This window comes from Spirosoma oryzae (assembly GCF_003002825.1).
Lineage (GTDB): Bacteria > Bacteroidota > Bacteroidia > Cytophagales > Spirosomataceae > Spirosoma > Spirosoma oryzae.
In genome coordinates this window covers 55783-81160 of the sequence record NZ_PVTE01000015.1, presented here as the reverse complement: position 1 = coordinate 81160, position 25378 = coordinate 55783, and the positions used below count along the sequence as shown (strand labels likewise).

Sequence of the window (25378 nt, the reverse complement as noted above, 5' to 3'; positions counted from 1 at the left end):
GCAGAAATAAGTATTTTTTTTCGACAAGCGTATAAAATCTTCTACTGGGCGGTCACATAAAATGATCGCTCAGTCTGTGTTAATCGGACGGTTCAGAAACTGTAGTCAATGATAGCAGTAAAAAATTGCAGATAACTAGTCTAAACGAATTAGGAATTAGGGTAGGCCAGAAGCGTTTCATACATGCTGATCAAGCTTTTTACAACGATCCCGAAAAACTCAAACTCCGCAGTGATACTTTCAGCATCGAGACGCTTCTTGCAACTTTCGTAATTTTCACCAAAGCTGTCGATAGCCAAATGGCCCTGTAACAATCTAAGGTCATATAGCACGTACAACGGTGTCATAATACCACGTTCATCAGGTAGTTTGAGAACAATATTTATAAACCGCTCAAATACTTTTAGACTACCTAAGCCTTTCAACTCCTTCGGCGGCACCCCCCGTTCGATCAGGAGCCGTTTTAGGTCTTCAATCTGTAGCGACTCGATAAGGTATTTGGTCAAGCTCAGATATGCATTCAAGATTTGTTCCCTATCCTCCAAGATAGGCGGTCGATAATACTCAGCTAAACGTTCTATATCGATCTTGGCAATGTTGAACCCAAATTCTTTCTTGATACGTTCATCAAACTGGTTTTTGAGTGAGAACACCTTCGATTCATTATCCGACTCCTGAAATGCGTCCTGAATAGTGAATGGAATTTGGCTGAAGTAAAATTTGGAAACGATGTCATGGTCGGAAGCCACATTACTGGCCAAGAAGCGTTTCCTATCCCGTTCATTTTCCTCATTAAAGTCCTTCTTCAAATCTCCAAGCCACATGAAAATTAGCCCACCACGGTTTATCCCGAATCCCCAACTAAACAATCGTTCACCTTTTTGATAGATGTTACCTGATGAAAACGAAGTCAATTTCACCGAGTAATCAGGATGGTTGTTGTAGTGTAGCAATACCTCTCTATCAAAGAATGCAGGGGTTAAATAACCTATATCCATATCCCGATATAGACCAGGTATGAAGTAATAATCAAGGGGATCATAATCGAAACCTAAGTTATCGAAACGACCAAACTTGGCCGATACATCGACTTCTGCAAATAGATATTTGAATGAAATTTCTATTGTTGGCCCATCTTCGGTAATCCCGTCAAGAACAGCATCCCGGAAGTGAGTAAGTCGCTGACCGCCAAGAGGGACAACAGATTCTGGCTTAATACTGCAAGCATCGCATTCGTATACGGGCATACGCATAGTATAAGCGCGAGGTTCTTTTCCGAAACGAATTAAACGGTGCCTTATGAATCGATATGTTCCGCATTGCGGGCAGCGTAAAGGATTTTGCTCCATCGAAAAGAGATTGTCACAACTAGGGCAACAAAATCGACACTTATTTCATCTTACGGGGTAAATCTAAAAAAAGGGAGCAAATTCGTCACGTTCATTTTACGAATCTATTTTACTGTTCTGGCACTGAGTATCTCATGCAATTTAAAGATAGTCGATAGGGGGCTATCGTCGCTAAAATCATACTCGCCTTGCAGATTGACATGATGCCAGGTGTGGGTGTTAGTTTGCAGAATGGCTTCCAATAAAACCTTACGTTCCGCCGAATTCGCACAACGTTTGAGCTGTTCACTTAAGTACAAGAGATTCCAGTAATTGATGGCGTTCATGATTAAACGCTTACAGCCCTCAGCAATTAATTGTTCCTGATACGTAGCCCAGCCAAGCTCGCCATTATTGCCCAGATTGACCGCTTTGGCAAACCGATTGGCATGTTCCACGCGGGTTAGAATTCCCTCAACGGTTTCCCTCAACTGGGGTTCGCTGATATAACGCAGAATGTATTCCGTCTTGAACAAACGCCCTAAATCCCGTAATGCCCGGTAAAGTGGATGCTGTCGGTCGTACGAATTAAGCCGCTTAAAAAGCTGTGATGCTTTAGCGTAGCCTAGTTTGATCGTGGCCACCAAACGCAGAATCTCATCCCATTGACTGACAACATGCTCATAATCGATACGCGCATCTGGCCCAATCCGACACCCCTGCTCTTTATAAATTGATACGGCATCAAGGCTGTAAAGCCGCTGTCGATGGATCGAGGCAAAGCGAGGACGAAACTCCACGCCAATCAGGCCGGTAACCCCGAAGATAGGTTCCGAAAAGCCGTGCTGGTCGGTGGCGTGGGCGTCAGGTGTAATCACTTCATTATACGTAATGGCGTCCAGCATGTACGGGGCTTCCCGATCAGCGGCACTAAACGCCGTCGAATAAATTAACTGACCGGCTTCATCCAGATGGGAGTAAATCGTAATGCCCTGACCATTGCCAAAATACTTGTAAGAGGCTGAAGCCCGTAAGAGGGGAATTGATACGTCATATTTCTGACCATCCGAGCCGGTTTGAATAAAGTTTGCCCGGCGCCGAAACTGTTCGGTCAGGGGTAATTCGTTGCTTTTGGTTAGAATCAGATCGTTGGCCTTTAAGACGCTTTCGGGCGAAAAGTAGTGAGTTGCCACGGTTTCCAGACTGTTGATCGGAATGTTTTTGGAAATCATGGCCATTTTGCGAATGCCAATATTCTCCCCATAACCAATCAGGGCGGCTAACAGCAGGCTATTGTCGGGTCGAGACGGTTTGTGAGCGAAACCCTGGTGTTCAAAGGCGGACAGGAAGTCCGTTAACTCATCCACGTCCAATAGCACATCCCGCAACGAGATGACCCGGCTGGTTGGATAGAGATTGGTTTGAGGAGATGGTTGTTCTGATTCTCGCCCCCGGTAACGATGTAAATGCCAATCCCCGGCCTTGTCGAAATAAACCTGGGCGTTGGTGTTGAGGTGCTGGTTGGTCAGCCTAAACTGGGCGTTGAGTCGCTCATTGATCTTGGCTAACGTTGGTTCGGCTTTTACATAGCGAAGTAGATTAGCTTTTTGTAAATACGCCTGACGATGGATCTGCCACTGGCGACGGGGTATCAGGTATTCATCAAAAGCACGATGTTCATAGGAGGACAACACATTTAGACTGCCATCCCGTAAATGATCACGGATCTTCCAAAACAACAGCGCTTTGTAGAGTGATACCCGCAATTTACCGGTTAGGGTGAAGATGCGTTGCCGGTCCGCCATATCCAGAAAGTCGAGAGGAAGGTTATTACTTTGAGTGAGTTCACCTTTAGTGGCTTGAAACAGGCGAAGGGCGGCTACCAGGGCGGGGGGTGAGCTTTGCTCATCGAAAACTAAGGCTTGGACCACTCCTGCCACACGAGTCTGAAGCTTCAGCGACGCTCTTTCCAAAGCGTCATAGAAGTCATCCCGGTCATGAATAGACTGATTGACCGTTTTCAGATCGATCAATCGCTCTTTATCGGTTTGCAAATCGTTACCCGACAGGCGATGACGTTGAAATAAGTCCCGAATCTGGTCAATCTTCTGGGCATCCTCCAGGCCCGGCAAATCAACGATTTCTTCGATCTGAACTAGCGCCTTAATATGGATGTCGCTCCGCCGGGTGACCCGGTGAACCAACTGGGCGTTGGCGTATCGGCTTTCGAACTGCTCATCCTTGAGGGTTTGTTCACATTCATTGAGAATGTTGGTTACCGCCTGTCGCAGGGTGAGCACTAATGCGTCACCCACACTTAAGTACTGATGAATAATAAATGCAATCAGTCGTAAGTACCGTTCGCTGGTGCGTTGAACAGTCTGTTTGGACTGGGTGTCTAATACGTATTGCGCATAATAGCGGATTGCATCATCCGATAAATTTAATCGGACAATCAAGGGAGCCAGCTGAGAAAAGAGTAGTTTTAATTCCCGGAATAGCTCGACCCGCTGTTTAATTTGACCTGGCTGCATCGACTGACTGATTCGTTTGAAGTGAGTCAGTCGATACGGAAATAACTGAGTAGCTGAACCGGCTGGGCTGCTCTGCCGCCCCAACAGCGTATCCAATAATTGGCTGTCGTTTTCCTGGAGGTAGCGGTCAATAATTTGCTCCAGATTCGCTTGAAAGGATTGCAGCGCTTCAATTAGGATAAGCCGCAACGTATTATAGGGGGGTATTTCAATCCGGCGTTCCTGCAAATAACCCGTCAGGGCATCCAACACTAGAGCAGGGCGGGTTTGGAGGTGGGCCAATCGCTGGGCTTCTACCAGTAATTCCTGCTCGTGGGTCCGATCAAAAGCCTGATAGCCTAAATGAGCTAAAATGGTTTCTCGGTGGCGGAAGGCTGTCCGGCTGCGGGTATATTTAGTTAAATCGATTTGGTTGGGATCAAGCTGCGTTCTTGCACAGAGCCAATTGATGATGTCAGGCTCAAATCGATCGGCCACGAAGAAGCGGTTAGTGATTCGGAAGTAGCCAAGTTGTAGCAAAAAGCCGATTTTATTGGTTGAGGATTGGATTTGCCCCATATAGGTCGTAGCCCAGGTTGGCAAATCCAGCAAGATGGTTCGGTGCTGTTGAGTTAATACAGGCGGGGAATCAAATCGAATTCGCTCTTCAGCAGAGATAAAGGCTCGACGTGGCATTCAACAGACGATTGAAAGTAAGCACTGCTCATGGGGAAAATAAATGATTAGGAATAACTGAGCAACGCATAGACCCACTGAGTAGCCAATAGGAATCATTCTATCTGCAACTGCGTACTACGACTGAGTGACATCAAAATAAATGGATATTAAAGGTGGATTTCGCGAACATGGTATTCTACGCTATGTACGACATCCTTTGTATCTGGGGATGATTCTGGCGCTGTTTGGCGTTCTTGTATATCAACCCACCTGGGCCAACCTTATTTTCCTTTTGGCCGCCAGCCTTTACATACGCATTGGAATTTATTTCGAGGAGCGGAAACTCATCGAGGAATTCGGTGAACTCTACAGGCACTATCGCCGACGAGTTCCCATGCTCGTGCCACACTGGTCAAAAACTGGTTAGAACGTACTTCGTTTGATACGTTGACGACAGATGATTCAACATGCTTAATTCTAAATACCTGCCAAGGCTATTGACTCAAGTTTTCTTACTCAGCAACTTGCCGGTTATGTTGACTGTTACACTATCAGCCTATTAATATAAGGACTATTCGATGACATTGACGACCACTTATTTGCAGGAAACGTTTGCTGGTACGTTCGAACTCGCGTTACTGACTGACATGGCGCAGGCAGGACTCTATAAGCGGGTGCCCACGGGTGCTTATTTAATTCGACCCGGCGAATACATTCGGTCCGTACCCATTATTATTCGCGGTTCGGTCAAGATCATGCGACCGGATGAGCTGGGTCGGGAAGCCCTTCTGTATTATCTGGGCGGTTTAGATTCCTGCGCCATGTCGCTTACCGGCTGTCTGGGCCAAAAGAAAAGTGAGATCACGGCCCTGGTCGAAGAAGAAACCGAGCTGATTGCCATCCCCATGGAAAAAGTCGATGAGTGGATGTGCCGCTATTCAACCTGGAAACAGTTTATATTTCATACGTACCAGAAGCGATTTAACGATCTGCTAGGGACAATCGATCAGGTAGCGTTTCATAAACTCGACGAACGGCTACTGGCTTATCTGCGTAAAAAGACCCAAAGCTGCCAGTGTACCGTCATTTCAATCACCCATCAGGAAATCGCCCAGGAACTGGCTACGTCACGGGAAGTGATTTCCCGCTTGCTGAAACAGCTGGAGAAAGCAGCCCATATATAATTGATGCGCCATAAAATTGCCATACTCTAGGAGAATTCAGGGTTCCTGTAACATTTGTCACGGAAGCCTAAAAGAAGGCCCGCTACTTTCGTTAAAAAAGTAGCGTTTATGACCACTCTGCAAGTCGCTGGTTTCTCTTCATCCATTCTGATTGGTATTAGCCTGGGCTTACTAGGGGGTGGTGGCAGTATACTGACTTTGCCCGTTCTGGTATACCTGCTCCACATTAATCCCATCCTGTCAACGGCTTATTCCCTGTTCATTGTCGGCACTACCTCCCTGGTAGGGTCAATTAATTACATGAAACAGGGACTAATTAATTACTCGGCGGCAGTTGCCTTTGCACTCCCTTCCCTGGTTACGGTCATCCTGGCCCGTCAGTTTATGCTGCCTCATATTCCCGCTCGACTTCCGCTTTGGGCCGGATTTGAGCTGACGAAACCAGTCGCGCTGATGGTTCTGTTTGCGCTGATTATGCTGGCCGCAGCCTATTCAATGATTCGGGAGAACAAAGCCGTCTCCGTAACTGAGCGGGAGGATAAGGGAACTAATTTTCCCGTCATTGCCCTGGAGGGCGGGCTGGTTGGCCTGGTGACCGGTATCGTTGGGGCGGGTGGGGGATTCCTGATTATCCCGACGCTGGTGCTCTTTGCCCGGTTGCCCATGAAAACAGCCATTGGTAGTTCGCTGCTGATTATAGCCTTCAATTCACTCGTTGGGTTTACCAGTAGTCCAGCCGCCCAGGTAATCGATTGGGGCTTTCTGAGCGTATTTACCGCACTTTCCGTGGGCGGTATTTTTCTGGGCAGTCAGTTGGCCCGTTATATCGCCGGGCAGCACTTGCGGAAAGCCTTTGGCTGGTTTGTGCTGGGCATGGGTGTATTCATCCTGGCAAAAGAGTTGCTTTTTAGATGATTTTGAGGGCTGTGTGACAAGTATCACAGAACCCCGGAAATCCACTTCCTAGTTTTGATTCACTATTCAGTCCGTATGTCAATCCAATCGTTTTATGAAAATTGAGCAGATTTATACCGGTTGCTTATCGCAGGGAACCTACTATATCGAAAGCAACGGGGAAGCCGCTGTCATTGATCCCTTACGGGAGGTGGCTTCGTATTTGGAGAAAGCTCATAGCGATGGGGCGACGATTAAGTATGTATTTGAGACGCACCTGCACGCTGATTTTGTGTCGGGTCATCTTGACTTAGCCCGCCAGGCAGGCGCACCAATCATCTATGGCCCCAACGCACAGACTGGCTTTGAATCCTATAGTGCCCGCGCCGGAGAAGAGTTTCCACTGGGTGCGCTAACAATTCAAGTACTGCATACACCGGGTCATACGATTGAATCGAGCTGTTATCTGCTCCTGGATGCGGACCGGCTGCCCATCGCGCTTTTTAGTGGCGATACCTTGTTTATTGGCGATGTTGGGCGACCCGACCTGGCGCAGGGATCCGCATTGACCACGCTGGATTTAGCGGGCATGCTCTTCGATTCGCTTAGAACCCAGATTATGCCCTTACCGGACAACGTAGTGATTTATCCGGCTCACGGAGCGGGCTCCGCTTGTGGCAAGAGCATGAGTAAAGAAACCAGCGATACGCTGGGCAATCAGAAACGGGTCAATTATGCGCTCCGAGCCGACATGAGCCGGCTGGAATTTATTCAGGAAGTAACCGACGGACTAGCCAAACCGCCCCCTTATTTTCCTGAAAACGTCCGCATGAACCGGGAAGGCTATGAACAGATTGACCGCGTGTTGAAACGGGGCGCGCAGCCACTTAGCCCACAGGCCTTTGAAGCGGCCGCCAACCAGACGGGTGCGCTCCTGCTGGATACCCGCGACGCGCAACTCTTCGCTACCGGGTTTGTGCCCAACGCCATTAATATTGGCCTGAATGGGCAGTTTGCTCCCTGGGTAGGCGCACTCATCCCAGACGTGAGACAGCCAATTTTGCTCATTACAGAAGCGGGCAAAGCGGCTGAATCGCTGGTTCGATTGGCCCGGGTGGGTTACGATCAGGTTATTGGCTACCTGGATGGCGGACTAAACGCCTGGATCAATGCCGGTCATGAGGTTGACTATATTCCGTCTCTTTCAGCCGATGAAGTGGCCACTCGGTTAGCGCTGGATGAGCTTACCCTCGTGGATGTACGTAAGCCGGGCGAGTTTGCCGCTGAGCACATCGATGGGGCGATTAATCTACCCCTTGATACGTTGAATGACAGGATGGCGGAAATACCAAAAGAAGGGTCGGTCTATGTGCACTGCGCAGGCGGATACCGCTCCATGATGGCCCTGTCGATTCTGAAGGCCCGTGGCTTCGATAACCTGATCGACATTGCCGGTGGGTTTGCCGCTATGCAGCAAACCGGGCGTTTCAACACGACTAATTTCGTTTGTCCCGCTACCCAGCAGTAATTTATCACTATCATGACTGAAAATCATCAACACTGGGAAACCGTTTACCGGACCAAACAACCCGACCAGGTAAGCTGGACGCAGGCTATTCCCCAGACATCGCTGGAATTCATTCGCCGTTGCCAGCTACCCAAAACAGCCCCCATCATCGACATTGGGGGGGGCGATAGTACCCTGGTTGACTGTCTACTCGCTGACGGTTACGAGCAGATTACCGTACTTGACATTTCGGCCCACGCCCTGACCAGAGCGCAACAACGAATCGGCCAGCAGGCAAACCGGGTCAACTGGATCGTGAGTGATGTGCTGACCTTCCGGCCAACGTCGACCTATGCCATTTGGCACGACCGGGCCACGTTTCATTTTCTAACGTCGACGGATCAGATTGCGACCTACCTTCAGACGGCCCGACAGGCCGTTACCGGATTCATCACCATGGGTACCTTTTCGGAGCATGGGCCGAACCGATGCAGTGGACTTGCCGTTAAACAGTACTCAGAACCGGAGCTGGAAGGACAACTAAAGGCGGGCTTTACGAAGCTTCATTGCGTGACGGAAGATCACCAAACCCCGTTTGGTACCACCCAGAATTTTCTGTTTTGTCGCTTTAAACGGAATTTGTCAACTAGCGTGTAGTCAATTTATTACCTTATGGAATTTCTGCATACAATCCGGCAACCCTGGCCCTGGTACGTAGCTGGGCCGCTCATTGGCCTTACCGTTCCCACGCTGCTACTGATCGGCAATAAGTCATTCGGTATCTCGTCGTCGCTTCGGCACATCTGTGCGGCTTGCCTGCCGGCTAACATTTCCTTTTTTCACTATGACTGGAAGAAAGAAGCCTGGAATTTATTTTTTGTGGCGGGTGTGCTACTGGGTGGTTTTGTCGCCACCCGCTTTTTGGCCAACCCTGACTCGATCAGTATAGCCCCGCGAACCGTAGCGGCTTTACAGGATCTGGGGATTCGGGATTTTTCGGGACTGATGCCCGCCGACCTATTCGCCCTGTCGAATCTGTTTACGCTCAAAGGGTTGTTCTTCAGCGTTATTGGCGGGTTGATGGTGGGCTTCGGAACCCGGTGGGCCGGAGGTTGTACATCGGGGCATGCCATCATGGGCCTCTCCAACCTGCAATGGCCATCATTGGTGGCAACGATTTGTTTCATGGTGGGCGGCTTTGTGATGACGCACCTCTTACTGCCGTTTATTTTCGCCTGGGTCAACTAAACCATCCTTCCCCTTGAATCAATCCTTTCCCCTAAAGCCGCGTTCATCGAATGACCTGGGATCTCTCCACGAAGCGCCCGGGGCAAAAACTAAACCCGAAACGGGGCTTGCCAATCTAAAGTACCTGATTGTCGGTCTGCTGTTTGGCGTTGTCTTCGTCAAAGCTGAAATCATTTCCTGGTTCCGGATTCAGGAAATGTTTCGGCTTGATTCGTTTCACATGTACGGGGTTATCGGCAGTGCCGTTGTGGTAGGGCTCCTATCCGTACAATTCATTAAGCGCTTCGGTATCAAAACGATGACTGGCGAGCCGGTTCATATTGCGCCAAAGGTCTTTCACAAAGGCCAGATCTATGGCGGGCTTATTTTTGGCTTGGGCTGGGCTATTACCGGCGCTTGTCCAGGACCCTTATTCGCTCAGATTGGCAGTGGGTATGGCCTTGTGGCGGTTACACTGCTGAGTGCTATAGGAGGTACGTGGCTGTATGGCTACTTTCGGGAGAAACTGCCGCAGTAATAGGGTCGTTTACGTTTCCACACGGCGGATTTCACGATTTATAGTATAACGGCCTGTCCTGGTTCGGTCAGGTAATGAAACTGAATGCCTAATTTCTCAACGTAAGGCCCGTATGTTTCATACCGTTGCTGGAGAAAGAACGATTTGGCATACCCATCATGGACGGGCAGGATCTGTTTGGGTTGCATCTGTTTGACAAAATTGGCTACCACAAGCTCGGTCAGAAACGGAGCCATGACGGGCAGTACCAGCAACTCGATCCCCTTATAATTCAGTAGGATAGGAGAGAACGAGTCTGCGGGATTGAGCACCTGATTGTCAATGACAAAAGCAAACATCTTAGGTAAGTGATCGTCCAAAACGGGCTCATGAGGAACCGATATCGCTTGTAGGGTAAACGGACCGAGTTGAAGGGTTCCTTCCTCAATAACCCGCACAGGTATTGCCTGCGGGTGGAGTTTATCGGCGACTTCCTGCGTCGAAAATACCTGGGTTCAACTCAAGTTGGAGATTTCAGAGGCATAGAGCAATGGTCCCGCTCCGGCGTACAGGCCGTGCGGTGGATTCCGTAGCATTTTGACCGGGTCACGCCAGACCGGGTCACGCCAGACCGGGTCACGCTTGACAGCACCACGGTCAGTTTAACGTGAAATAAATAGCCGCCGTGGCGCGGTCCGTCATTTTTGAAATTGGGCGGCCCCGTGGGGTAGTCAGTTTCGCTGAAATCTTCAAGTTGTCAATTAAATGAGCTAAAAAATGCTTTAGAGTTAGTGAGTCTTTATACTGATTACAATCATTGGGTATAGCCGAGCAGGTGTGCCGCGGCAGACGGTCAGTGTCCAATTAGTTTAAATCCAACCCCTAATTTTTCAATAATAAATAAATTTTTTGAGACGAAACCAGATACCACTGTGGTAAAGCAGCGGGCGACAGCTGACAACAAAACACTTGTAACCATGTAATCCAGGCCTTAATCCGTATCATCCAGCCAATGTGTTATGGCAAATTTAATGTCGCGCAGACAGACTTGCCGATTGGCTTCGCTACCCGCCGGGTAAGCCGTCGTTCTCTGATGCCGAATCGAGGTAATACCGGATCGATTGATCGCCTGCTGGACGGGTTTTTCTATCGCCTTCATCAGCAGAAGCAAACTGGCGGGCTGGTAACTACGCAGCCGTTGACTCAGAGACGCTATAGCCAGGGAACGACCATGCTCTCGTTGGCTCCTGCTGGATGTGTCGAGGGGTTGCTCACTGAGATGATCCAGGTAGCAGCCCAGGGAGGCAAAAAAGTGAAGAAAGGCTTCCGTTGATGCAAAGGGTCCGAACACGTCCTTAAAGGCAGCATAGACAGTTCGGTATAGATTGGTGTTGCCCAAATAAAAATGCTTTTCGGTCGTACCGGGGGCTTCGGCCACAAACAGTACGTTGATTCGGGCTGGTCTGTAGCGTTGATCGAACCGATTCCGATCAAACTCAGGAGTGGTCATTGTTTAAGTATTTATACTAAAAGGTGAGACGCACGTTTACGGAACTCCCAGCAAAAGATAAGTCGCCAGGCCGTAACGCGTTGATTCGGTTTTAAAAAAAAGACAGTTAACTAGATCGATTGGACAAAAATCGTACGTTGTCAACAACCTTAGGCGCACTGACAACGCACGATTTTTCTGGCTACAATCAAGTAGGATAACCTACCGGGTATGCCACTTAGGCGTCTCAAGCGGGAGTCTACGCCCGTCGAAGGGCGTTTTGATAGGACCGTAATTCTTGACCAGATAATCCAGAATCGGCTTTTCTGTCTCGCCCAGGTCCCAGAGTTTCTGGGTGCGCTGCATCCACCGAATCCGCTCGACCCACTTCTCGCGGTCGAAATGGCTTTGCAGAATCAGCTTGCTGCTGTGGCAGACGGTGCATTGGCCTTTCACCAGAATCATGTTCTCGCCCAGGGCTAGCCCTGTTGCTTCATCGACCACCACGCCCTGCGCATTAAGGGCCGTCGCGTCCATCGGGGCCGTTTCGGTGGCTACCACAGCGGCTGCTTTGGCTTTAACGGACTTTTTTGTCGTCGTGGTTCGGCGGACCGGAGCCGCCGTGTGCGCTTTGGCCGGGGCTTTCTTCGCCGGAACCGGCTGCTGGGCTACCCAGGCACAGAGCAACCACACGCACAGACTGGCCAGTAGCCAGCGGAACTTCGCCGTCCGCCGGGTATTCCCGGTTTCTTTAAACTTGTCTTTCTGTTTCATAGTAATTTCCCGTTTGTCCCTCTCGTCCGTTCTCCTTTTCTAAACCACCTTCACCGCAATCCGGTGGCAGGCGTTGTTGAGATAGCCTTCGGGGTTCCACTGCGGCATCACCATCGGCTGCGATACGCCCTTGTCGTCGGTGGCCCGCGCCCACACTTCGTAGTAGCCCTGTATCGGGAAGTTCACCTCGGCGCTCCATTGCTGCCAGGCCAGCCGGTTTTTCGGGGTTTTCAAATCAGCCTTCTGCCAGGTTTCGCCGAAGTCAATCGAGACGTAAAGTTCTTTCACGACACGGTCGCCCGCCCAGGCGTGGCCGCGCAAGGCGAGGGGTTTGCCCATCGGCGTTTCCAGTCCCGTCTGCGGGAAGGTAATTACCGATTTGACCGGCATCGACTCGATAATCTTGAAATCACTATCCGGCGGATCGACACCCGGTACCACCGGATGGATGGGGACGCGGTAGCTTTTGCCCGTCATCTTGGCCCCGTCGTGCACCTTGTTGCGGATGGCAATGGTATGCAGCCACTTGCCCGACACCGACGCGGGCCAGCCGCCAATCACCAGCCGCAGCGGGTAGCCGTGCACCAGCGGAATGTCCTGCCCGTTCATGGCCCAGGCCACCAGTGTTTCGTCCTCGAGGGCTTTGGCTATGGGTACGCCCCGCGAAATAACTGGCTGATTGGGGTCGCCACTCAGGTGCAGGTCCTGCCCGTAGTAGCCGATGTATACCGCCGTGTCGGTGATGCCGACGTCGGCCAGAATATCCTTCAGCCGCACGCCCGTCCACTCGGCGCAGCTCACGCCCCCTTCGGTCCACTGGTTGCCCGCCGTTTTGGGGAAGTACCCCGCCCGGCCGTTACCCCCGCACTCGACCACCAGTTGGTAGGTGTAGGGCTTGAATTTAGCTTTCAGCTCGGCGAGCGTATAGGTTTTGGGTGCTTTGACCGATTCGCCGTTGATGGTCAGTTTCCAGTTTGCCAGGTCGATGCTAGCCGGAATCTGCCCGTTGTTGCGGATAAACATCTTATCGGCGGGCGTTACGTCGTCGTCGAGCAGGTAAGCGGGTGTTTCGACGTTCCAAGGCTTGTCGTTGAGCACCACCATATTTTTGTTTTTGGTGGCCATCGGGTTGGTAGGGTCGTCCAGCCGGAAAACCAGCGGTAGGTAGTGTTTGGGTAGCCGGTCGGCAAAGGCGATGGGGATACCCAGCAGGCTCGTCAGTGTGGCCAGCGAGGAGGTCTTGAGAAAGCCCCGCCGGTTAAAAAGCGACGCGTCGGATTGATTGGTTTTCATACGAACTAGAGTAAAAGGGTGATGCAATTTACGAGAGAAGTTGAACGAGGAAAGACGCAGGAAGAAAGATAATGGCCGGTCGTCAGGTCTTTCATCTCTCCTCTTGCGTCTCTATACTAAAACGTCAGAATCGCCCAGAGGGACGCGGCCGAGATGAGCATCCAGAGCACCACGCCCTGCGCCAGCGGCTGCCAGCCCACCGCCCGGATTACCTTGCCCGACAGCCCCGCTCCGATCAGAAACAGCGTCAGCGTCAGACCAATATGCGCCAGTCTGACCAGCACGTCGGCTACCGGCTGAATGGCGGGTACGTAGGTGTGGACGATCATCGCCAGGATAAACAGGCCGATGAAGTAGGGCATGGTGATGGTGCCCTTGCCGGTTTTGAACAGAGCCGCCGTACCCAGCGCAACGGGGATGATCCACAAAGCTCGCGCCAGCTTGACCGTCGTAGCGACCTGCAAGGCTTCCGGGCCGAATTTGGCTGCTGCGCCCACGACCGAGCTGGTATCGTGAATGGCCAGCGCACACCACAGCCCGAACTGATTCTGGGTCAGGTGCAGCCACTGCCCGATGGCCGGAAAGACCAGCAGAGCCACCGAGTTGAGGATAAAAATGGTACCCAGTGCAACGGAGAGCTGCTTTTCTTCGGCCTTCATCACCGGCGACAGAGCCGCAATAGCACTGCCCCCGCAGATGGCCGTACCGGCGGCAATCAGGTGGGCCGTAACCTTATCGATCTTGAGCCATTTGCCCAGCAGAATCCCGACCGTCAGCGTACCGGCGATGGATGCGACGGTAAACAGTACGCCTTCTTTACCCGCCTGCACCGCGCTGTGGACGTTCATGCCGAAGCCCAGCCCCACCACCGATGCCTGCAAGAACCAGTGGGTTGCTTTATGGTTCAGGTGCAGATATGGATGACCGATGAACTGGGCGATTATCAGCCCCAGCAACAGGGCCAGCGGGGGCGACATGATCGGCGTCAGGCAGAGGATAACGGCCCCGATAAACACCAGTTGGCGGGTAGTAAAGCGGTGGTCGAGCAGGTGTTGCGCCCGTTGTTTCCAGAGGTGCAGTTGGGTAGCGGGGCGTTCGGCGGTTGCGTGGGCAGTGTTCATTACGTGTCCTGATTTGTCCACAACAAAGGTACCGCCCCTATACCACCGGGGCCAATTACGGCTACTGATGCCCAATTACCGGGCGTTATACTGCCGCCGGACAAAGCGCATGAACGTATCGGCTAGCCCCTCACCCATCCCTTGTAACTGGATAGCGTAAAAATCGCGCTCGATCGTCAGATCGGCTACATCGAGTACGCGCAGCGTCCCGCTTTTCAGTTCGTTTGGCACGGCGAAGATCGACACGAAGGCCATGCCCGATGAACTGCTCAGGTACGTTTTGATACCCTCAGTGCTGCCCAGTTGCATCGCCTGTCGCAACTCCGTCGGGCGCAGGCCCGCCCCGCGCAGCGCGTGTTCGACCACCTCCCGGGAGCCCGATCCCGGTTCGCGCAGTACCAGTGGCACCGTCTTCAGCTCGTCCAGCGTGATCTCGTCGCGTCCGGCCAGCGGGTGATCCGCGCGACAGACCAGCACCAGTTCGTCCTTCACGAAGGGGGTGTAGCGAACGTCGCTGTGATGGGTACGGCCTTCCACCAGTCCCAGGTCAATCTCGTCGTGGAGCAGGGCCTGTTCGATCTGCTCGGTGTTGCCACTTAGCAGCGACAGCGTGACGTCCGGGAACTGCTCGCCGAGGCGGGCCAGCACCGCCGGAATGACGTACTGAGCGATGGTGGAACTGGCCCCCAACCGCAGTCGTCCGCCGGGCTTTCCCTTCAATTCGTTGAGGTCAAACTCGATCTGCCGGTACACGCCCATGATGGTTTCAGCATGGCGCAGTAATACGTTGCCCGCCGTAGTCAGGCTGATCTGATTACCCCGCCGGTCGAAGAGGGCCGTGCCCAATTGACTTTCCAGTTCCTGAATGTGCTTGGTGACGGCGGGCTGGGTTACAAACAGCTCGGCGGCCGCTTTGGTAAAGCTCAGCCGCCGGGCCACGGTATAAAAAACGGTTAGGCGAAAGTCGAACATAAATGCGTATGAGTGAACTAATAAATCAGAAAATGCAACCGGACTTACTCATAGCGTGATGACTGGTCAGCTCGTATCAATAAGAATCTGTCGGCTGTCATTTCTTTGCGATCAGAAACAGCCCGGCGGCGCCAATGACATAGACAATCAGTACCACGAATGAGTCCAGCCCCATGCGGGCGATCTGCCGTTTAGGCCGGAACAGCGCACCGTAGAGATAGGGAATCGTGACCAGTATGCCCAGTCCAGTCAGGTAAATATCGCTCTTCTGGGCTGTCGGCAGCACTGGCTTGCCTGTAATCACGGTTGCCAGCACCAACAACACCGGTAGGAATGCATTACCGCCGAAAATATCGCTGACTGCCAGCGTATAGTCCTTTAGTTTAACGGCGGCCAGACCCGTCGATACTTCGGGCAGGGACGTGGCCGCAGCGAGGATGGTCGCTCCGAAAATGACGCCATCCATGCCCAGCGTTTTCGACATCGCATCCCCGCTTTCTTCCAGTGCTACCCCGCCCGCCAGCGTCGCCAAGGCCGCTACGCCGAAAACAAGGAGCATCTTACCCGTGCTGCGTTTATCAGACGTATCATCGTCTTTCTCGGGAACTTTTTCGGGCGGGTTTGTCCGCCAGGGAAGGCCCTTCTGTGCTTTACCAGTAAGCCAGACACCCACCACCCATGTGCCGACGAGCAGCAGACTGTCGGGCGTGAGCCGAGCAAAAATAAGGTCCTTCGGGAGCTGATGCCCTATAACGACCAGCGTCAGCATGGCAATGACCAGGGCTCCCTCCAGCACCAGTGTCAGCGACGATTGCTTCGCGGTGAGCGTATCCTGCTTGCCTATCCCCACCGCATCGAGCAGCACCAGCACGACGGTTTGCAAGGCAATACCGCCCAGGATATTACCCACCGCTAGTTCGATTTTGTCGCTGAGTGCTGCGCTGACGGTAATAGCAATTTCGGGCAGGTTCGTGACGATGGCCAGGATAATAGTACCGCCTAACGCTTCGCCCAGTTTAAAGCGTTTGTCGAGCGAATCGGTGGTGTTGGAAAGGGAAATGCCCGCCCGCCAGACAACGGCAGCGCCCCCGGCAAAGATCAATAATAAAAGTGGTAACGAGAGCGACTGAAACATAGTCAGGCTGGGGAATGAATCGAACCGCCGATGCGGCTGTAATTTTTGTGATAACCTGCCTAGCCTGACTCATTGGTGCGTTTGCGAATCGGTTCCAGTACATGCATGAGGAACTGTTTTTATCGCCTGTATCGTCGGCCTGACAGGGTGCTTGTCGGGACTACATAAATTAATTGATCAGCTATTTCGGTGACTACCATAACATCACGGCAAACGTCGAGATCATCGGCCAATCAGTACCGCCTGGCCACCTGAAAACAAAACAACATACCGATAATCGGCTGGTTTTTCTGGCCGGACCATCGTCTTGATACTCCCCGTCGACTGCCCGGTAAACATGCCTTTCTCGTCCGTTTTGAATTCATTGATCGGGGTATCGCTCCGGTAAGGGGCCTGTGCCGAGCGGGTCAGCGCCAGAGTATATGTTGTGTTTGGTAACAGGTGCGTAAACGTTTGCAGAGCCAAGTCAGTCAGGCCAATGCTGCGGACAACGACACTCCCTTTCGCTAATCCACCGGCAACCGGCGTCATCGCAATCACCTGCGAGTGGCTCTTGTCGCCAAGGGGGACCAAGCCCGTTACCGACGGGCTGGCTAAGGTCGTTGCCTTAGTCGCGTAAAGCAGGGCCTGCGGACACTGACCAATGGGAATGGTTTTCAGAACCGCCATCGTTTGCAGATCAATAGCCTGAACGGCATCGTCATTCTCCAGGCCAACGTACACCTGCCTGCCGTCGCCTGTCGGCCAGACGCCGTGGGGTAATGAGCCCGTTGATACGCTGTCCGTCAGCGCAAAACCCTGATTGATCCGGTACACCTTCAGTTTGTTTTCGCCACCCACCGTCACCAGCATCAGGGGGTCGTTGTTGAGCACCGTGAACGTTACGTGATTGGAAATCGGGCCGGATGGCAGGACTTTTTCAATCTGCCGGGTCCGGGCATTGAGAACCGTTGTTTTTCCCACGTCTTTGTGCGTAAACGCGACCCAGTTCCCATCCGGGCTGGCAAAAATATTGGGCGAAAACGGACTGACAACGGGCAGCGATTTGATCCGCTTTTGGGTAGACCGGTCAATGATGTCGAGCTGGGGGGTGAAACTGGAACAAACGTAAGCCGTCTTCCCATCGGGACTGAAAGCGACCATCCCCGGTCCGTCGGATACCGCAATGCGTCCGATCTCCTTCAATTGCGTAGCGTCGATCACGCTGAGGTAAGCTTCCCCCCGAACCGACACCCAGATTTGGTTACCATCGGGCGTAAAAGTAGCTTCATGGGGTGCCCGACCCACGTAAATTGTTTTCAGAATACGATTATCCTGCGTTGAGATGAGCGTGACCGAGTTGGACCCAATCGATACGACGGTCAGCATTTTTCGGCGGGGGCTGTAGCCCAAGCCATGTACTAGTGCCTGCCCCTTATAGAGCGCGGAGAGAATGTCCGGCTGGGGTTTGCCCAGCGGAATTTCGCCCAGTAGTTTCTGCGTGGCCGGATCAATGACGGATACGGTATTGGATATCTGATTGGCCGCATAAACCCGGTCCTGTGCATATACCGTTTGCGCCTGGACGCGGTACGAAGCCGCGCCGATGAGGGCAAAAAATAAAAAGGTTCTTCCGTTCATTTAACTTGTTTAGCTTGATTTTTCCTGGAATCGATGAATTCATGTAGTTGATCAATCTCGATCTGTTCCGCCGAAATCAGCCGTTCGGCGTATCGCCTGACCGCCGGGTCCTGACCGTATCGGATGACGATCTGTGCCATCACGACCGCAGCCTGGTGGTGAGGGACCATGAGCCGGGCAAATGCCTGATCCGTATCACGTAACAGACCGGCGGGGGGTAGCTGCTTCATCATGGTCATCATAGCCTGTCCCTGTAGCCGGACGTGATCCGGGTCAGAGGTCTGAACGTGAGTCAAATCCCGTAGCCAGCGGTTCATCCATTGCATGTCGATCTGCTGCTCCGCCCGGATACTCTTCGCCATTTGCACTAGCTGGGTGTTCCGACCGTGACTGATTTCATACGTCGCCATGTCGACCGCTCCCTGATGGTGGGGCAGCATCAGAGCCAAAAAATACTGGTCGGCCGATGGGCTGGCTGGCACCGTATCCATGCAGACCATCATGCTGTCCATCATCCGGTTGAACGGGCTGACCATCGCGGTAGCGGCATGCATCGGGTGGTGCTGGGCGTGGGCCGTGGTAACGGTTAGTAGGGTGAACAAGAACACAAATCGATAGACCATATACGTTGAGTTGACAGGCAAAGAGTCGTGAATCTGGACACGAACTGGTTTGTCCGGGGAACATCCCCGGTGCTCCTGCGGCCGATCAGGGTGTACTCAGCACCACCGCAGCGGCCGGGTTTTTGTCGCCCTGCAGAACCAGCATATACCGGCCCGTCAATCGCAGCTTTATCTGGTAATAGGCATAGGTCTCCACCGCCCCCTGATCGTCAGTGGTGAAACTCAGCACGGCCTCCGGGTTAACCGCCACGGTTTTCTGATCGGACAGGTATAGGGTATACGTCGTCGTGGGAGCCAGTTTCTTGAGCATCAGAATTGCTTCATCCACCCCATCGATGGTGCGAAGCGTTACTCCACCCCCCACCCCTGGAACGGGCGGGGTTCCCACCGGGCTCAGGCGCACGTTAAGGGGCGGCCCACTGGCCAGGGGAACCAGATTCGTCAGGCCCGTGGCGGGGGGCGGCACCGCTTTCACCACGTAGATGAGTGCCTGGGGAGCCTGGCCGCTGGCGATTTCCGTTCGCTTCGTGTTCGTTTTGGTGTCGATCACGTCGACGGCATCGCCGTTCTCCAGGCCAACGTACACCTTACTGCCGTCGCCCGATGGCCAGACGCCGTGGGGATTGGGACCCGTCGGTATGGTGGACACCAACTGCCGGTCCCGGCTATAAACCTTCACCGCGTTTTCCCCGCCGACGGTTACGTAGGCAAACGCACCGGCCGCACTGCCGCTGTAACGGGTACCCCCGTCAGGACCGGCAAAGTTCACGTGGTTGGTGCCGGGCCCGGTATCAATCACGCCTTCAATTTCATACGTTCGGGCATTGAGCACACTGACTTTACCAACGTCCTTGTGGGTAAACCAGACCTGATTGCCGTCGAAGGTGGCCGCCAGGTTGGGCGAAAACGGGCTCACCACCGGAACACGTTTGATTACCTGGTAGGTTTTGGTATCGATGACGTCGATTTCTGCGGTAAACGAATGATTCACGAAGGCCACCAGCCCATCGGGCCGAAAGACGACCATGCTGGGCCCGTTCGCTGTAACGACCCGCCTAATTTCCTGCTGGGTGCTCATATCAATGACGGAAACGTAGTTTTCGCCCCGCACGGCCAGCCAGTACTGCTTGCCGTCAGGCGAGAAAAAACCTTCGTGTGGGTTGCGGCCCACGTAGGTTTTCATGCTGACCAGATTGGTCATCAAATCCACAAAGGAAACCGAATTAGTGAGCGTGGACACCACGGCCAGATACCGATTGTCGGGCGAAACGCCCAGCCCATGCACATTTACCTCGTGGTTGTAGAGTGGACTTAGATGATCGGGGCGACCGGTACCGAATTTGATCTGCCCCAGCAGTTTGTCGGTGGAGGGATCAATAACGGAAACGGTATTGGAACTCTGATCGGCGGTGTACACCCGGTCCAGCGACGAAATCATCACCGGATTGGTGTCTCCCGGAAGAGTGGGGTCCAGTTTGTGGTCGCAGCCAGTCAATAAACTAGTGACGAGCAGCAGGATAAAATAGCGCATGGGTTGTTTTCGGGTTGAGGTGAACCTAAAGATAAGCCAAAACGCCCGGTACCGGGCGTTCTAGACTATGAATTCGGCGTTAATCGCTGTCCATTGACAACGGGACTGATCTGCACGACGCGGGTTGCGGTTCCGGTTTTGCCCGTGTTATCCGTTACCCGCGCGGTAATCGTAACCGACGTTTTGCCCGGCGGCAGCAGTAGCGAGCCACCAACGACCCAACCGAAGGTCGTGCGCACGTACCCGGTTGGATCCAGTTCGCTACCCGCAATGTTGAATACGGGGGCCAGGTTGTCGCCAGCCACGATGATGTTGCCAGTGGGTTGCAACAGGGGGACGTCGAAGGTCACCGTCAGCCCGGTCACGTAGCGATTAGGCCCTTTGGAAGACTGGGTAGGGTCAACAATCGTCCCCCGGGTCGCGTCATCGCGTCCATCCCCGTTTTCATTGACGCCAATGCCCGCCCGGCTTACGTCGAGGGCGGATACCTGGACGAAAAACAGCGATGCGTTGGTGGGTGGGGTCGGGGCGGCAGTGGGGCCGGTTGCTACGCTGGAAGGCGTACGGGGCGCCAGTATCGTCACCACCGGTCCAGCCGGATTATCGGCTCCGGTCGTGTTGAGGGTTGGTAGAGGGAGCGGGGTCAAGGCCTGTCCGCTGGTAGCCACACCGGCACCGCTGGCAACGGCAAGGGTAATTTTATCGGTACCCGTTTTGCCCGCCTTATCCTGAACCGATACTGTGATGGTGAACTGGCTGACATCCACCGGCAGCGATTCCAGGACGTGCCACCCGGTCCACATCGTGACGCCTGCACCGGGAGTGTCGTCGGTACCGGCAATGTTGAACAGGTTCGCCAGATTCGTGTTTTTCGGAATGATCCCCCCGTCGGGCTTGATCAGATCCGTGTCGAAGGTAACCGTGAGTCCCGGCATATTGGGATTGGGATTACCCAGCAGGGCCGTGTTACGGATGTTCAGACTTTCGTTGGTAATAACGTTGACCGAGTCGTGGGTAATTACTTCCACGTTGATCTCGAAACCGCTACCGTTGAAACTACCGGCTCCTGGTCGGCCGTCCCCCCGGGCTACGCGGGCGTTGGCTACGGGCGAGACAATGTGAACCGTCGGCGAGAAGTCGATTGGCGGCTCCCGGTGATCCATACAGGCTGTGGCACTCAGCGCCAGCATGCCAATCAGTAGTGATTTGGGTACAATCATTTTTATGCTTTTTTTAGACGTGATGACATTATGGACTGATACGGACAGACCGGTGCAGAGGTTGCGTCGGCAATGGGCTGGTCCTTACAATTTTGGGGGCATGAAGCCGTACTTTTTGTAGATCGCCTGGCCCGTTGGGCTCATCAGGAAGTTCACGAAGTCGGCACCGGCCTGGGCGTGTGGGGCCGTTTTGACGACACCACCCATGTACTCGGCTACCACGTTGTGGTTGTCGGGAATCGGTACAAGGTCAACCGGGTTCTTTAGCATCTGCTGGTAAAACGCTTCGGTGTACCAGACCGGCCCCGCGTCGGACTGATCGTACAGCACCCGCATGGGCGTCTGCCGGTGGTGAATCTGGGTCAGAAAGGTGGTTTTGTCGCTTACTTTCTGCTGCATGATGGCCGACTTCAGCGCGTCGCCCCCGGCCTTGACGTAGGCTTCCTCGATGCGCCCACCGATACCCTCCCAGGCCGGGTTGGGCATACTTACCCGCAGGTCGGCCCGACCCAGATCGTTGAGCGTTTTCACCTGCTTCGGATTCCCTTTTCTGACCATGATCGCCAGTTTATTACGGGCGTAGGTGACGATGCCGTTGAGTTTGTCGCGGTTTTCCTCGACGCGTTTTTTACCGCCCAGGTACACGTCGGGCTGGTGGTCGATCCGCATGTTGCCGATGACGATGGAGCCGCTGTTCATCTGCTTCGCTAAGATACCCGGCGGCAGCGTTTCCACGAAAATACGGGTGTAGGCCGGGTACTGCTTTTTAAAGGCCGTCAGCAGTTCATCGAGCACCATAAACTGATTGCCGCCCATAAAGACGACAAGTTGGGGGTTGACGATGTCGCCGTAGAGGTCGGGTACATTGTCGACGCCGGGTACGGTAAACGACACGCCCCCGGTGGGCGGCTCGTTCCAGGGTGGGTCGTAGCGGTGGGGTTTATCGGCCATCGGCTGGGCCTGGGTTGACAGAGTGCTCATCAGCAGGGCGGTCAGAAGGGGGAGTTTCATAGGAGTTTATAGTTTTTGAATTTCGGTTTTCAGTTGCGGTTCCCCCGCACCGGCGGACCTGCCGGGACTGGCGCATCGATGTTCCCACGAGACGTACGGCATATCGACTCGTCTGACCACCGTAAGCCGTAACCTGAATACCATAGACTTTTTAAGGGTGTATAATCGTCCAGCCGTCCTGCCCCCGGATGATCAGTTCGCCGTTGCCGCTGGGCACGTAGGAAAGGAAGGGAAACAGCTCATCTTTGGTGATTTTGCGTTCGCGCATGGTGTTTTCGCACATCGCCAGAACCACGCCCTGGTCCTGGAGTTTCTTCACCGTTTCTTCGTAGCCACTCTCTTTTTTGAAAGCTGCAACCCCCGCCCCGAACACCACGAGTTCGAGCTGTAGTTTACCCTTTAGGCGCGGGTCGTTGATGGCATTCTGGATGTTGCGGAGCGTACCTTTGATTCGATCCGGCTCTTCATTGTCGAGCTGATAGACGGCCCGGTAGGTCGATTTGGTAGCGTCGGCACCGTGAAAGGTGGCGGGGTTGGTGGTCTGGGCCATTGTGGGTAGCGTTGCGCCGATACAGGCGGTGAGGAGCAGAATTTTCAGAGTCTTCATGCCAGGTTTGTTGTTAAAAAGTTGAGAATTAACGTTGGTTTACCCGCTGGAAACGGGATAACTTTATGCCTTTGTCGCTTTCTTTTTCGCGTCGGCGATAGGCTGGTAGGGGCCGTATTTGTGCTGCTTTTCGCTGAATGAATCGGCGTAAGGCGCGAAGGGAAAATCGACGGGCTTGGCGGCTGGTTTGGGCCAGTCGTGACGCTGATCCCGGTGGGGCCGGGGCATCGAGTTGATGAACGCGGCCACGTCCCAGGCTTCCGCGTCGGTCAGCATTGGACTTTCGTAACTGGCTCCAAACGGCATATTGTTCTTGACGTAGCCCGCAAAGTTCGACAGCCGGAACAGGCCCGCGCCGTCGTTGTAGCTGTGGGGACCCCACAGGGGCGGGTAGGTATACTGGGCGTCGCCCGCGACGGTAATACCTTCCCCCTTGGCACCGTGGCAGCTCTGGCATTTGGTGGTGTACACCAGCTTACCTTTGTCGGGGCTGGCGGCCCGGTCAAGGTAAGCCAGCTTTTCTAGCCCGGCCCCGTTAGGTTTGTCGCCTTTGGGTACACCGGTGCCCAGCCATTTCATGTAGGCTACCATCGCCCGCATTTCGCGGCTGCTGCTGTCGGGCGAGCGTCCGTTGAGGCTGCGCTCGAAACAGTCGCGGATGCGCTTAACGATGGTTTCTTTGGTGCCCGACCGTTCGCGGTATTTGGGGTAGGTCGAGAAAACGGCCGAGTAATTGTTGCCCAGCACCTTCGTACCGGCGTCGAGGTGGCAGTTCTGGCAGTTCATGCCGTTGGACAGGTGCCTAACCGACCCCGCCGGACCGAGGTATTTTGCCGTGTGCGCTACCAGCTCGCGGCCGTAGCTGACTTGCCTGCCCGCTTCGCCTGCGGGCAACTGGCTGTCGCCGGGCGGGTGCCAGTAGGCGGGTTTAGGCTGCGCGGCCGGGGTAGTCGACGTAGCCGTGCTCACCGGCGTGCGGGTGGCCGTCGCCAACGCAACCGGCTGCGTGGCCGAGCCGTTCAGCCACAGCATCAGCGTCAGCAGCAGGCCCACGACTAATAGGGCCGTTAGCCCACCCAGGGCCATCAGCGGCCGAACAAGCCGACGAAAGGGATTGGGGGATGTTGGGTTAGTATTCATCAAAAAGAAATCAGTTAGTGAGCACCCCCGAACCACAGTTTCACGGCGATAAAGACGAGCAGCAGGGCAAAGCCTTTGGTCAGCAGGTTGACCGGAATGGCCGTAGCGATTTTGGCTCCCAGAAAACCACCGATTAGAAAGCCAGCCGCAATCCAGATGGCCGCGTGCAGATCGATGGCCCCCTCGCGGTAATACGCGTAAGCGGCCAGCAGGCCTACGGGGGGAATCAATGTCGCCAGGGCCGTTCCCTGCGCGGTGATCTGTGAGAAGCCGAACAGCAGTACCAGGGCCGGTACGATGATGATGCCGCCTCCGATGCCGATCAGGCCACTCAGCGCCCCGGCCACCAGACCCAGCAGTACTAAGAGCAGGACATGTGTCATGGTGCGGCTTAGTTAACGTAACGGGTGGCATCGAGCTGAAGCATCCGGGTGAGGAGTTCCTGCACCAACCCTAGCCCCACCAGAAACAGCCCCACGTAGCCCAGGCTGGCCGTCAGTCCGTCGGGGCGCATGATGAGCAGGAAGGCAAAGCCCCCGGCGATGAAGACGCACGCGAAGTGAATGACTTCGACCCAGTAGTCTTTGTCTTCGTTGGCGCGGGTACCCAGAAAATAGAAGTTGGCTTCGATGGCCTGCAAAAAGGCGTAGATGATGGCCCACAATCCGATGGTGTTAATCATGGCGCCCATCGGCTGATTCATCACCGCCAGCAGCCAGATACCGAAAATGATGTCGCGACCGCTGGAGAGAATAAACCACAGGTTGTCGGTGTCACCCCGCTGCCGACGGTGCATGCCCAGCGTCAGCGTGCAGATGCCCGCCAGCAATAGCAGGCCACCGAGCAGCCCGGTCCGCAGGGGTGAGGTTTCCGTCGGGTGAATGAGCAGGGCGACGCCCATCAGCGCGTAACAAACGTTGTGCAGGTGCATGAGCCACCAGGGCTGAGCAGGGTGATGTAGGGTTTTCATGGTCATAAGGGCAGGTGCCCCGGT

25 protein-coding genes are annotated in these 25378 nt (G+C 53.9%); 7 read left to right on the top strand and 18 right to left on the bottom strand.

Annotated elements, in window-relative coordinates:
• Positions 1-149: 149 nt before the first annotated feature.
• On the bottom strand, positions 150-1247 hold the full coding sequence (locus CLV58_RS17610) for a hypothetical protein (protein ID WP_106139131.1): 1098 nt from the start codon (positions 1245-1247) through the stop codon (positions 150-152).
• 206 nt (positions 1248-1453) lie between these two features.
• Positions 1454-4537 (bottom strand): Tn3 family transposase, encoded by a 3084-nt coding sequence (locus CLV58_RS17605; RefSeq protein ID WP_106139130.1) that lies wholly within the window; start codon positions 4535-4537, stop codon positions 1454-1456.
• A 142-nt stretch (positions 4538-4679) separates the two neighbouring features.
• Between CLV58_RS17605 and CLV58_RS17600 the strand changes: the two genes are divergently transcribed.
• The 7 genes from CLV58_RS17600 (at position 4680) to CLV58_RS17570 (ending at position 9869) form a co-directional block, all read left to right on the top strand.
• On the top strand, positions 4680-4946 hold the full coding sequence (locus CLV58_RS17600; RefSeq protein ID WP_106139129.1) for a methyltransferase family protein: 267 nt from the start codon (positions 4680-4682) through the stop codon (positions 4944-4946).
• Positions 4947-5097: 151 nt separating this feature from the next.
• Positions 5098-5703: a Crp/Fnr family transcriptional regulator gene (locus CLV58_RS17595; RefSeq protein ID WP_106139128.1), complete on the top strand. Its 606-nt coding sequence runs from the start codon at positions 5098-5100 to the stop codon at positions 5701-5703.
• Positions 5704-5811: 108 nt separating this feature from the next.
• The gene (locus CLV58_RS17590; protein ID WP_106139127.1) at positions 5812-6618 is read left to right on the top strand and encodes a sulfite exporter TauE/SafE family protein; all 807 of its coding nucleotides are present in this window, start codon (positions 5812-5814) and stop codon (positions 6616-6618) included.
• 94 nt (positions 6619-6712) lie between these two features.
• Positions 6713-8125 carry an MBL fold metallo-hydrolase gene (locus CLV58_RS17585; RefSeq protein ID WP_012931356.1) on the top strand — a complete coding sequence of 471 codons (1413 nt, stop codon included), beginning with the start codon at positions 6713-6715 and terminating at the stop codon, positions 8123-8125.
• Between the two features lie 12 nt (positions 8126-8137).
• Positions 8138-8761 carry a class I SAM-dependent methyltransferase gene (locus CLV58_RS17580; RefSeq protein ID WP_106139126.1) on the top strand — a complete coding sequence of 208 codons (624 nt, stop codon included), beginning with the start codon at positions 8138-8140 and terminating at the stop codon, positions 8759-8761.
• 15 nt (positions 8762-8776) lie between these two features.
• Positions 8777-9352, top strand: coding sequence for a YeeE/YedE family protein (locus CLV58_RS17575; RefSeq protein WP_106139125.1), 576 nt, complete (start codon positions 8777-8779; stop codon positions 9350-9352).
• A gap of 55 nt (positions 9353-9407) precedes the next feature.
• Positions 9408-9869, top strand: coding sequence for a DUF6691 family protein (locus CLV58_RS17570; RefSeq protein ID WP_106139220.1), 462 nt, complete (start codon positions 9408-9410; stop codon positions 9867-9869).
• A gap of 38 nt (positions 9870-9907) precedes the next feature.
• On the opposite strand, the gene CLV58_RS17565 is transcribed toward CLV58_RS17570, so the two are convergent.
• From CLV58_RS17565 to CLV58_RS17490, 16 genes are all read right to left on the bottom strand, one after another.
• Positions 9908-10207 carry a hypothetical protein gene (locus CLV58_RS17565; protein ID WP_106139124.1) on the bottom strand — a complete coding sequence of 100 codons (300 nt, stop codon included), beginning with the start codon at positions 10205-10207 and terminating at the stop codon, positions 9908-9910.
• Between the two features lie 632 nt (positions 10208-10839).
• Positions 10840-11358, bottom strand: a complete 519-nt coding sequence (locus CLV58_RS17560) for a hypothetical protein (protein ID WP_106139123.1) — start codon at positions 11356-11358, stop codon at positions 10840-10842.
• Between the two features lie 201 nt (positions 11359-11559).
• The gene (locus tag CLV58_RS17555; protein ID WP_106139122.1) at positions 11560-12111 is read right to left on the bottom strand and encodes a hypothetical protein; all 552 of its coding nucleotides are present in this window, start codon (positions 12109-12111) and stop codon (positions 11560-11562) included.
• 39 nt (positions 12112-12150) lie between these two features.
• Positions 12151-13404 carry a sulfite oxidase gene (locus tag CLV58_RS17550; protein ID WP_106139121.1) on the bottom strand — a complete coding sequence of 418 codons (1254 nt, stop codon included), beginning with the start codon at positions 13402-13404 and terminating at the stop codon, positions 12151-12153.
• 116 nt (positions 13405-13520) lie between these two features.
• Positions 13521-14525 (bottom strand): YeiH family protein, encoded by a 1005-nt coding sequence (locus CLV58_RS17545; protein ID WP_106139120.1) that lies wholly within the window; start codon positions 14523-14525, stop codon positions 13521-13523.
• Between the two features lie 75 nt (positions 14526-14600).
• Entirely contained in the window at positions 14601-15497 is an 897-nt protein-coding gene (locus tag CLV58_RS17540; protein ID WP_106139119.1) for a LysR family transcriptional regulator, read from the bottom strand.
• Positions 15498-15594: 97 nt separating this feature from the next.
• A complete protein-coding gene (locus CLV58_RS17535) occupies positions 15595-16632 on the bottom strand; it encodes a sodium:calcium antiporter (RefSeq protein WP_106139118.1) in 1038 nt (345 codons plus the stop codon).
• A 222-nt stretch (positions 16633-16854) separates the two neighbouring features.
• Complete coding sequence (locus tag CLV58_RS17530; RefSeq protein WP_106139117.1) at positions 16855-18252, bottom strand: YncE family protein; 1398 nt, start codon at positions 18250-18252, stop codon at positions 16855-16857.
• Positions 18249-18875 (bottom strand): DUF305 domain-containing protein, encoded by a 627-nt coding sequence (locus tag CLV58_RS17525; RefSeq protein ID WP_146141461.1) that lies wholly within the window; start codon positions 18873-18875, stop codon positions 18249-18251. Before CLV58_RS17525 ends, CLV58_RS17530 begins: the two co-directional genes overlap by 4 nt.
• Before the next feature lie 85 nt (positions 18876-18960).
• Positions 18961-20406, bottom strand: coding sequence for a YncE family protein (locus CLV58_RS17520; protein ID WP_106139115.1), 1446 nt, complete (start codon positions 20404-20406; stop codon positions 18961-18963).
• Positions 20407-20471: 65 nt separating this feature from the next.
• Positions 20472-21626 (bottom strand): hypothetical protein, encoded by a 1155-nt coding sequence (locus tag CLV58_RS17515; protein ID WP_245882370.1) that lies wholly within the window; start codon positions 21624-21626, stop codon positions 20472-20474.
• Positions 21627-21710: 84 nt separating this feature from the next.
• Positions 21711-22637 carry a molybdate ABC transporter substrate-binding protein gene (locus CLV58_RS17510; RefSeq protein ID WP_106139114.1) on the bottom strand — a complete coding sequence of 309 codons (927 nt, stop codon included), beginning with the start codon at positions 22635-22637 and terminating at the stop codon, positions 21711-21713.
• A 151-nt stretch (positions 22638-22788) separates the two neighbouring features.
• Entirely contained in the window at positions 22789-23244 is a 456-nt protein-coding gene (locus CLV58_RS17505) for a DsrE family protein (RefSeq protein ID WP_106139113.1), read from the bottom strand.
• Positions 23245-23307: 63 nt separating this feature from the next.
• Complete coding sequence (locus tag CLV58_RS17500) at positions 23308-24384, bottom strand: c-type cytochrome (protein ID WP_106139112.1); 1077 nt, start codon at positions 24382-24384, stop codon at positions 23308-23310.
• Positions 24385-24398: 14 nt separating this feature from the next.
• Complete coding sequence (locus CLV58_RS17495; protein ID WP_012931371.1) at positions 24399-24767, bottom strand: sulfite exporter TauE/SafE family protein; 369 nt, start codon at positions 24765-24767, stop codon at positions 24399-24401.
• A gap of 8 nt (positions 24768-24775) precedes the next feature.
• Complete coding sequence (locus CLV58_RS17490; RefSeq protein ID WP_245882369.1) at positions 24776-25354, bottom strand: DUF308 domain-containing protein; 579 nt, start codon at positions 25352-25354, stop codon at positions 24776-24778.
• Between the last annotated feature and the right edge of the window lie 24 nt (positions 25355-25378).

Excerpts from the sequence above, each read along its gene's own strand:
- CLV58_RS17610 (WP_106139131.1), bottom strand. The coding sequence starts at position 1,247 with ATGCCCGTATACGAATGCGATGCTTGCAGTATTAAGCCAGAATCTGTT.
- CLV58_RS17520 (WP_106139115.1), bottom strand. The coding sequence starts at position 20,406 with ATGCGCTATTTTATCCTGCTGCTCGTCACTAGTTTATTGACTGGCTGC.
- CLV58_RS17490 (WP_245882369.1), bottom strand. The coding sequence starts at position 25,354 with ATGAAAACCCTACATCACCCTGCTCAGCCCTGGTGGCTCATGCACCTG.
- CLV58_RS17595 (WP_106139128.1), top strand. The coding sequence starts at position 5,098 with ATGACATTGACGACCACTTATTTGCAGGAAACGTTTGCTGGTACGTTC.
- CLV58_RS17530 (WP_106139117.1), bottom strand. The coding sequence starts at position 18,252 with ATGAACGGAAGAACCTTTTTATTTTTTGCCCTCATCGGCGCGGCTTCG.
- CLV58_RS17525 (WP_146141461.1), bottom strand. The coding sequence starts at position 18,875 with ATGGTCTATCGATTTGTGTTCTTGTTCACCCTACTAACCGTTACCACG.
- CLV58_RS17535 (WP_106139118.1), bottom strand. The coding sequence starts at position 16,632 with ATGTTTCAGTCGCTCTCGTTACCACTTTTATTATTGATCTTTGCCGGG.
- CLV58_RS17565 (WP_106139124.1), bottom strand. The coding sequence starts at position 10,207 with ATGTTTGCTTTTGTCATTGACAATCAGGTGCTCAATCCCGCAGACTCG.
- CLV58_RS17505 (WP_106139113.1), bottom strand. The coding sequence starts at position 23,244 with ATGAAGACTCTGAAAATTCTGCTCCTCACCGCCTGTATCGGCGCAACG.
- CLV58_RS17605 (WP_106139130.1), bottom strand. The coding sequence starts at position 4,537 with ATGCCACGTCGAGCCTTTATCTCTGCTGAAGAGCGAATTCGATTTGAT.
- CLV58_RS17560 (WP_106139123.1), bottom strand. The coding sequence starts at position 11,358 with ATGACCACTCCTGAGTTTGATCGGAATCGGTTCGATCAACGCTACAGA.
- CLV58_RS17550 (WP_106139121.1), bottom strand. The coding sequence starts at position 13,404 with ATGAAAACCAATCAATCCGACGCGTCGCTTTTTAACCGGCGGGGCTTT.
- CLV58_RS17580 (WP_106139126.1), top strand. The coding sequence starts at position 8,138 with ATGACTGAAAATCATCAACACTGGGAAACCGTTTACCGGACCAAACAA.
- CLV58_RS17590 (WP_106139127.1), top strand. The coding sequence starts at position 5,812 with ATGACCACTCTGCAAGTCGCTGGTTTCTCTTCATCCATTCTGATTGGT.
- CLV58_RS17545 (WP_106139120.1), bottom strand. The coding sequence starts at position 14,525 with ATGAACACTGCCCACGCAACCGCCGAACGCCCCGCTACCCAACTGCAC.
- CLV58_RS17500 (WP_106139112.1), bottom strand. The coding sequence starts at position 24,384 with ATGAATACTAACCCAACATCCCCCAATCCCTTTCGTCGGCTTGTTCGG.
- CLV58_RS17510 (WP_106139114.1), bottom strand. The coding sequence starts at position 22,637 with ATGAAACTCCCCCTTCTGACCGCCCTGCTGATGAGCACTCTGTCAACC.
- CLV58_RS17495 (WP_012931371.1), bottom strand. The coding sequence starts at position 24,767 with ATGACACATGTCCTGCTCTTAGTACTGCTGGGTCTGGTGGCCGGGGCG.
- CLV58_RS17575 (WP_106139125.1), top strand. The coding sequence starts at position 8,777 with ATGGAATTTCTGCATACAATCCGGCAACCCTGGCCCTGGTACGTAGCT.
- CLV58_RS17555 (WP_106139122.1), bottom strand. The coding sequence starts at position 12,111 with ATGAAACAGAAAGACAAGTTTAAAGAAACCGGGAATACCCGGCGGACG.
- CLV58_RS17600 (WP_106139129.1), top strand. The coding sequence starts at position 4,680 with ATGGATATTAAAGGTGGATTTCGCGAACATGGTATTCTACGCTATGTA.
- CLV58_RS17540 (WP_106139119.1), bottom strand. The coding sequence starts at position 15,497 with ATGTTCGACTTTCGCCTAACCGTTTTTTATACCGTGGCCCGGCGGCTG.
- CLV58_RS17585 (WP_012931356.1), top strand. The coding sequence starts at position 6,713 with ATGAAAATTGAGCAGATTTATACCGGTTGCTTATCGCAGGGAACCTAC.
- CLV58_RS17515 (WP_245882370.1), bottom strand. The coding sequence starts at position 21,626 with ATGATTGTACCCAAATCACTACTGATTGGCATGCTGGCGCTGAGTGCC.